Origin of the sequence: Musicola paradisiaca NCPPB 2511 (genome assembly GCF_000400505.1) — a bacterium.
Taxonomy (GTDB): domain Bacteria; phylum Pseudomonadota; class Gammaproteobacteria; order Enterobacterales; family Enterobacteriaceae; genus Musicola; species Musicola paradisiaca.
Genome location: NZ_CM001857.1, coordinates 4,299,211 through 4,304,411 on the forward strand (window position 1 = coordinate 4,299,211; position 5,201 = coordinate 4,304,411).

Annotated in this window: 4 protein-coding genes, 4 tRNA genes and 1 rRNA gene; 1 reads left to right on the forward strand and 8 read right to left on the reverse strand. The window is 44.6% G+C overall.

Features of this window, described 5'->3' with window-relative positions:
* From DPA2511_RS22175 to DPA2511_RS19225, 5 genes are all read right to left on the reverse strand, one after another.
* Nucleotides 1-421, reverse strand: a 421-nt coding sequence (locus DPA2511_RS22175) for a GTP-binding protein (protein WP_023638518.1), incomplete at its 3' end; no start/stop codon positions are given.
* 106 nt (nucleotides 422-527) lie between these two features.
* Nucleotides 528-603, reverse strand: a tRNA-Thr gene (locus tag DPA2511_RS19210).
* A gap of 9 nt (nucleotides 604-612) precedes the next feature.
* A tRNA-Gly gene (locus tag DPA2511_RS19215) sits at nucleotides 613-687 on the reverse strand.
* A gap of 133 nt (nucleotides 688-820) precedes the next feature.
* Nucleotides 821-905 (reverse strand) — tRNA-Tyr (locus DPA2511_RS19220).
* 17 nt (nucleotides 906-922) lie between these two features.
* A tRNA-Thr gene (locus DPA2511_RS19225) sits at nucleotides 923-998 on the reverse strand.
* A gap of 674 nt (nucleotides 999-1,672) precedes the next feature.
* Between DPA2511_RS19225 and coaA the strand changes: the two genes are divergently transcribed.
* Complete coding sequence (gene coaA, locus DPA2511_RS19230; RefSeq protein ID WP_015855387.1) at nucleotides 1,673-2,623, forward strand: type I pantothenate kinase; 951 nt, start codon at nucleotides 1,673-1,675, stop codon at nucleotides 2,621-2,623.
* Nucleotides 2,624-2,643: 20 nt separating this feature from the next.
* Here the strand turns inward: coaA and birA are convergent, their stop codons facing one another.
* The 3 genes from birA to rrf form a co-directional block, all read right to left on the reverse strand.
* Nucleotides 2,644-3,603 (reverse strand): bifunctional biotin--[acetyl-CoA-carboxylase] ligase/biotin operon repressor BirA, encoded by a 960-nt coding sequence (gene birA / locus DPA2511_RS19235; RefSeq protein WP_015855388.1) that lies wholly within the window; start codon nucleotides 3,601-3,603, stop codon nucleotides 2,644-2,646.
* Nucleotides 3,600-4,637, reverse strand: a complete 1,038-nt coding sequence (murB, locus tag DPA2511_RS19240) for a UDP-N-acetylmuramate dehydrogenase (protein WP_015855389.1) — start codon at nucleotides 4,635-4,637, stop codon at nucleotides 3,600-3,602. The genes birA and murB overlap by 4 nt, the downstream gene beginning before the upstream one ends.
* 432 nt (nucleotides 4,638-5,069) lie before the next feature.
* A 5S ribosomal RNA gene (gene rrf / locus DPA2511_RS19245) occupies nucleotides 5,070-5,185 on the reverse strand.
* Nucleotides 5,186-5,201: the final 16 nt, after the last annotated feature.

Below are 5,201 nucleotides of genomic sequence, written 5' to 3' on the forward strand. Positions count from 1 at the left end.
CCATGTCGCATTTGTTCAGGAACACGATGATGTACGGAACACCTACCTGGCGACCCAGCAGGATGTGCTCACGGGTCTGCGGCATCGGGCCGTCAGTTGCAGCCACCACCAGGATCGCGCCGTCCATCTGGGCAGCACCGGTGATCATGTTTTTCACGTAGTCGGCGTGCCCTGGGCAGTCAACGTGTGCGTAGTGACGAGTCGGGGTATCGTATTCAACGTGAGAGGTGTTGATGGTGATACCACGCGCTTTTTCTTCCGGCGCGTTGTCGATCTGGTCGAATGCGCGAGCCTGACCACCGTAGGTTTTAGCCAAAACGGTGGTGATGGCAGCGGTCAGCGTTGTTTTACCATGGTCAACGTGGCCGATAGTACCGACGTTAACGTGCGGTTTTGTACGTTCAAATTTTTCTTTAGACATCGATTGTCCCTCTAAGACACGGATAAATCGGTGGTATCACCACATCAACCAAGCAATTACTTGCTGAGCCTTTAACAGATAAAAATCAGGAGGAAAAATAAAGAAGTGGTGCTGATAGGCAGATTCGAACTGCCGACCTCACCCTTACCAAGGGTGCGCTCTACCAACTGAGCTATATCAGCACATCTGTTTGGAGCGGGCAGTGGGAATCGAACCCACATCATCAGCTTGGAAGGCTGAGGTAATAGCCATTATACGATGCCCGCATCCTGGAACTCGGCTACCTGATTTTTCTGTAGAATTTTAAAGTGAATTGGATTTTGTATGCATGATTCACTTTTACGATCCGGCCTTAATACTTATAACCGTACCGTTAACATCCTTTGCCAGGATAGAATCTGGTGGTGGGGGAAGGATTCGAACCTTCGAAGTCTGTGACGGCAGATTTACAGTCTGCTCCCTTTGGCCGCTCGGGAACCCCACCTAATTATATATACTTGATGGTGCCGGCTGCCGGAATCGAACTGGCGACCTACTGATTACAAGTCAGTTGCTCTACCTACTGAGCTAAGCCGGCCTCAAGTGCTGCGCATTCTAGGTAGAGATATCACTCTATGCAACAAAAAAATTGCTCAAATCGCACTACCGATTAGATTTTGTTCAAATATGAACACGGTTTCACAGCACTGATAATCTACCGCACAAATAACCGTCAAAATCATCAGGCAAACCCACCTCATGATTGCCCAGCAGTTATCCCGGGAATAGCGTGTATTTCTATATCAGCAGGCATTATTGCACCAAAAGAGAGCTTATCCCCTATTAATTCGACAAAACATCCTGAAAGGTAATTTCATTACAATTACCTTAACTGATATGCGCCTGGAAAGACGAGTCTAATCAACTTAGATTCAGCTATGATGAATAGCCACTTTCTGTTAGCTATAACGATGCCAAAGAGGCAAGAGTTTCCATAAGAACATCCCCTTACATTCTTTCAACCAAGCTGAAACAAACGGTATTACTTCACCCGCAAAATCGAATAGCGTACTTGATGCATTGATCACAGGCATCAGGGACCACACAGTTTTTTGCTTCTTTTCGACGCCCTCATAGTGGTAACCTGCCCGCTGGACGATTAATTTTGCGGGAAAGGATGCGATGGCCTTAGCCTACCCAACCCGTCCCCCCTCATTTCCAGGTACACAAGGCTAATGCTTTTTACCTGTAGCGTCGGGCAAATATATTTTTATGAAGAACAGAGAGCAGTCTTTCACTACGCCTTATCTACATTTTAACCGTCAGCAATGGGCCAACCTGCGTGACTCTGTGCCTTTAATGTTGACAGAAGATGAAATCGTTAAATTAAAGGGTATCAATGAAGATCTATCGTTAGACGAGGTCGCTGAAATTTACTTGCCCCTTTCTCGTCTGCTGAATTTTTACATCAGTTCCAACCTGCGTCGGCAGGCTGTTCTTGAACAATTTTTAGGAATGAATGGGCAAAAAATCCCTTATATTATTGGGATCGCCGGTAGCGTTGCCGTTGGTAAAAGCACAACAGCCAGAGTATTGCAAGCACTACTTAGTCGATGGCCCGAGCATCGTAAAGTGGAATTAATCACTACAGATGGATTTCTTCATCCAAATAAAACCCTTCATGCAAAGGACTTAATGAAGAAAAAAGGGTTTCCACAGTCGTATGATATGCACCGCTTAGTAAAATTCGTTTCTGATATAAAATCAGGAGCTACAAGCGTTACAGCACCGACATATTCCCATTTGACTTATGATATTGTGCCCGAATGCAATAAGGTAATATCACAACCTGATATTCTTATACTTGAAGGGCTGAATGTTCTACAAAGTGGGATGGACTATCCGCATGATCCTCATCGTGTGTTTGTATCTGATTTTGTGGACTTCTCTATTTATGTAGATGCACCGGAAAACCTGCTTGAAAATTGGTATATCAGTCGTTTTCTTAAGTTCAGGCAAGGAGCATTCTCTAATCCAGATTCATATTTTCATAATTATGCGAAGTTGACCGAAAAAGAAGCCGTCGGTATTGCATCACAATTATGGAAAGAAATTAATGGACTAAATCTAAAACAAAACATCCTACCGACACGCGAACGGGCCAGTTTAATATTAAGAAAAAGCGCTAATCATGCAGTAGAAAGTGTGAGATTAAGAAAATAAAGGGGGATCCCCCTTTATTTTTATACACCACGAAGAGAGATTTCCCCTCCGATATAGGAAGAGATTGATCCATCCTGCTCAAGGAGCAATGCGCCTTGAGCATCAATACCTCTGGAAATACCTATTATTTCACGATCCCCAATGATCAATTTAACCTGTCGATTATAGAAATTATCCAGGCTATTCCATCGTGATGTAAATGATGAAAAACCCTGTTGCTCGTATTCAGCTAACGCGGCCCGTAACTCGGTAATCATTCTTGCTGCTAACGTATTTCTATCAATAGAAATACCAGCCTCCTGAAGATTAATCCATCCTTGATTTACTACAGCTACATTAGGCTCTCGCATTCGTAAATTAACACCGGCGCCAATGATTAAATGAGCAACATCTCCTGTACGGCCATTCACTTCAACCAAGATGCCTGCCAGTTTTCTATCATTCAAATATAAATCATTTGGCCATTTAACCCGCACACCTTCGGCACCTAGTGAATGTAATACCTCAGCAATCACTATACCAATAACCAGACTTACACCAACTGCTGCTGCAGGGCCCTGCTCTAAACGCCAATATAATGATAAATATAAATTCGCGCCAAATGGAGAGAACCATTGCCTCCCTCTACGTCCGCGACCTGCCTGTTGATATTCAGCAACACATGCATCTCCAGAGGTGAGTGTTCCCAAATTCTCGAGTAAATACTGATTAGTTGAATCAATAACGGGTAATACCGATATATTACCGCTCCCTGTCATAGATTTTATTCTATCCGCATCAAGTAGCTCTATTGGCGTAGGCAGAGAATATCCCTTCCCTGTCACAGTAAAAATATCCAGTCCCCAGTCTCTGATAGTCTGTATATGTTTATTGACTGCTGCTCTGCTCATTCCCATGAGTCCACCCAGATACTCACCGGAATAAAATTGCCCATCAGATAAAATAGAGATTAGTTTTAATGGGATGGTGTAATCTTTCATGATAAAACTCCGACCGCATCAACTTCACCCATAGAAGAAATAAAACGAACTTCAGGTTCTAGCCATACACCAAATTTACCTGCAACCTGATTCCGAACATATTTTGCCAACTCGATAATATCGCGACTAACTGCATCAGCCTGATTAATTAATACCAGCGCCTGCCTATCATGTACGGCAGCGCCGCCAATACGGTAGCCCTTGAGCCCACACTTATCGATTAGCCATCCCGCTGCAAGTTTAACGTTACCATCTGGTTGCAGATAATGAGGAGCCCCGGGATATAATTCCAAAAGTTTGTCTGCCTGATGCATCGAAATAATCGGATTCTTAAAAAAACTACCGGCATTTCCTTCAATAGCCGGATCCGGCAACTTTGCCCGCCGCATAGCGCACACTGCGTCAAATATCTGCCCCGCAGTCACTGAATGTTCATCCAAACGGCTGAGCTCCCCATAGGTAAGAACAGGTTGCCAAGCTTTCTTTAAGGACAGTCCCACGGCAATAATTGCGAATCCATTTCTGTATTGATGCTTAAAAATGCTTTCGCGATAATCGAACTGGCATTTCTCAGCACTCAGACGTAATACAGAACCACTGTCCAGCGCCAATACGTCCACATATGCACATACATTTTTCAATTCAATGCCATAAGCGCCAATATTTTGGATCGGCGCTGATCCTACACATCCAGGAATAAGCGCAAGATTTTCCAATCCCGGAATGCCTTGAGACAAAGTCCATGCCACCAATTGATGCCAATTTTCTCCAGCCCCAATATGAAGCTCCCAGGATGTTTCTGTCTCCTGAATATCAATGCCTTTAATCCTGTTAATCAATACAGAACCTGCAAAATCTTCCAGGAAAAGGACATTGCTACCTTCCCCCAGTATCAATACTGGTAAACCAGCCTTTTTCGCCTTTTCCCAGGCAGAAATAAGCTCCGACGGTTCCGTCACAATCTCCATGTCTGCAGCGGTAACAGATAATGAGAAAGAATTAAAAAGGTGCAATGATGAAGTGAGGTTAGTCATGGCGCATGGTACTCGACGTTATGTTTCGAGCCATAGTCTACCTGATGATGACGCGACATGGGATTTTTATCACTTACCGTTAATCCGTCCCCGTTATGCCCACCATAAGAAAGGTTCATCGCACTTTACCGGGGAACCCTGCTTTTATTTTCAGGAAGAAGTCGTCGTTATCCCGGCATCCCTCTGCCATTAGATCTTGTTATCCATTCCTTCCAGAACACGGGCATTGAGCCTGTGTGCTCCTTAAACAGAGCACACTTATCATCAGGCAATGCAACCAGACTTCCGTTCACGCTTTCTGGCTCGTCATAGGGGGTATCGTGAATAAACAGAATGGATGTTCAACAGGCTGAACAGGCTATCCCGACCGAAGGACGGATCAAAAACAAAAAAAAGCCCTGAACCTATGTTCAGGGCTTTTCTCTAATTGAAACCTGGCAGTTCCCTACTCTCACATGGGGAGACCCCACACTACCATCGGCGCTACGGCGTTTCACTTCTGAGTTCGGCATGGGGTCAGGTGGAACCACCGCGCTATCGCCGCCAGGCATATTCTGTCCGTCA